This window comes from Stieleria sp. (assembly GCF_041595215.1).
Classification (GTDB): domain Bacteria; phylum Planctomycetota; class Planctomycetia; order Pirellulales; family Pirellulaceae; genus Stieleria; species Stieleria magnilauensis.
In genome coordinates this window covers 1-2,007 of record NZ_JBFHKV010001336.1, presented here as the reverse complement: position 1 = coordinate 2,007, position 2,007 = coordinate 1, and the positions used below count along the sequence as shown (strand labels likewise).

At 57.9% G+C, this 2,007-nt stretch carries 1 protein-coding gene and 1 pseudogene; both read left to right on the top strand.

Annotated elements, in window-relative coordinates; translation table 11 throughout:
• On the top strand, nt 1-1,689 hold a 1,689-nt coding region (locus ABX749_RS31070), incomplete at its 5' end, for an ABC transporter permease (RefSeq protein ID WP_372899451.1).
• Nucleotides 1,690-1,691: 2 nt separating this feature from the next.
• Nucleotides 1,692-2,007 (top strand): annotated as a pseudogene (locus tag ABX749_RS31065) (efflux transporter periplasmic adaptor subunit); the annotation flags it as partial.

Genomic DNA, 2,007 nt, shown 5'->3' with positions numbered 1-2,007 from the left:
GCGCGCGTGATCGATGAACTGGATCGCTTGCTCAAACCCTATGGCAGCGTCGGCGCGTACGACCGCGACGAGCAATTGTCGCACCGGTATTTGTCCGACGAATTGTCACAGCTTCGCGGGATGGCGGTGATGGCACCGGCGATCTTTTTGGGCGTTGCCGCATTTCTGCTCAACATCGCAGTCTCCCGAATCATCACCCAGCAACGCGAACAAATCGCCGCGCTCAAGGCCTTCGGATATTCCGATTTCGAAGTCGGCGCCCATTACCTGAACCTGGTGTTCGTGATCAGCGTGGGCGGTAGCATTGCCGGTTCGTTGATCGGGTTTTGGATGGGGGCGAATATGATGGGAATGTATGAGGAGTTTTACAAGTTTCCGGCGTTGACGTTTCTGATCAATTGGCCTGCCGTCGCCGCCGCATTTTTGATGACCAGTGCTGCCGCGGTGGTGGGGACGTTTCTGTCGGTACGATCAGCCGTCACATTGCCGCCGGCCGAAGCGATGCGGCCCGAGGCGCCGCCGAGCTACCGAACGTCTTGGTTTGAGCGTGTGGTTCCCAAGCGGTTTTTGGCACCGGAAATGCGGATGGTCGTCCGTAACTTGACTCGGCGACCGGTCCGTGCGGCACTTTCGGTCGTCGGAATTGCCATGGCCGTCGCGGTGATGGTGCTCGGCAATTTTTCCCTCGACGCGATGAACTACATGATGGAGTTTCAATTTCGCTTGGCCCAGCGTCAGGATCTGACCGTCACCTTCGTGGAACCGGCGACCGAATCGGTGATGTACGAAGTGCAAAACCTGGACGGGGTCTTGGAGAGTGAAACGATGCGGAGTGTCGCCACCCGCATTCGATTCCAGAATCGTTCGCGTCGGATCGGCATCATGGGGCTGCTGCCCGATCCCCAACTGTATCGATTGTTGGATGCCGATGAACGCGAAGTGCGAGTGCCCGAATTCGGGATCATGCTCAACAGCAAACTCTCGGAGGTCTTGGGGGCCTCGATCGGTGACGAAGTGATCGTCGAGGTCCTGGAAGGCAAGCGTCCGACGTTGACGATGGAGGTTTCGGCGATCGTGGAAGAATACGCGGGAATCAACGCGTACATGAACAAGCACCGCCTTCACGAAGTCCTGTTGGAATCCAATGTTGCTTCGGGGGCGTTTTTGAAAGTTGATCCGAATCGCATCGATGCGGTGTTCGCCGAACTGGAGGAACGCCCGGGGGTGGGCAGTGTCACGATCAAGGACGCCATGATGCAAAGTTTTGAACAAACCGTCGCCGAAAACATCTTGGTCATGCGGTCCTTCATCGTGATGTTTGCCGCGGTGATCGCGATCGGCGTGGTCTACAACACCGCCAAGATTTCGTTGTCCGAACGGCAGCGTGACTTGGCGACGATGCGTGTCATGGGGTTTACCAATCGTGAGGTATCCACCGTGCTATTGGGAGAGATCATCATTTTTACCGTGTTGGCGATCCCGCTCGGTTGCGTGATCGGGTACGGTTTGGCGGCGGTGATGACGGCGGGGTTGGACACCGACAACTACCGGATTCCGTTGGTGGTCAGCCGAAACACGTTGCTGTTGGCGTCGTCGGTGGTCGTGGTGGCGACGATCCTTTCGGCGCTGTTGGTGCAACGACGCGTGAAACGTTTGGATCTGATCAGCGTGCTTAAAACAAGGGACTAGTGGTGCGATTTTCGCTAAAGACATTGCTGTGGGGAATCCTGGTGATCTCGCTCGTCATGGTCGCCGTCGCTGCGTTGTTCCCCAAACCCGTTGCGGTCCGAGCGACCCCGGTCACTGTCGGGCCGCTACGGGTGTCAGTGGTCGAAGACGGTAAGACCCGGATTCGAGAAAAGTACACCGTGTCCGCGCCGGTCTCGGGCCGCTTGTCACGCATCGAACTCCGCGAAGGCGATTACATCAGTGTGGATCGCTTGCTGGCGGTGATTCTGCCCAGCGACCCCGCGTTGCTGGACCAACGCTCGTTGGCCGAGACCCATG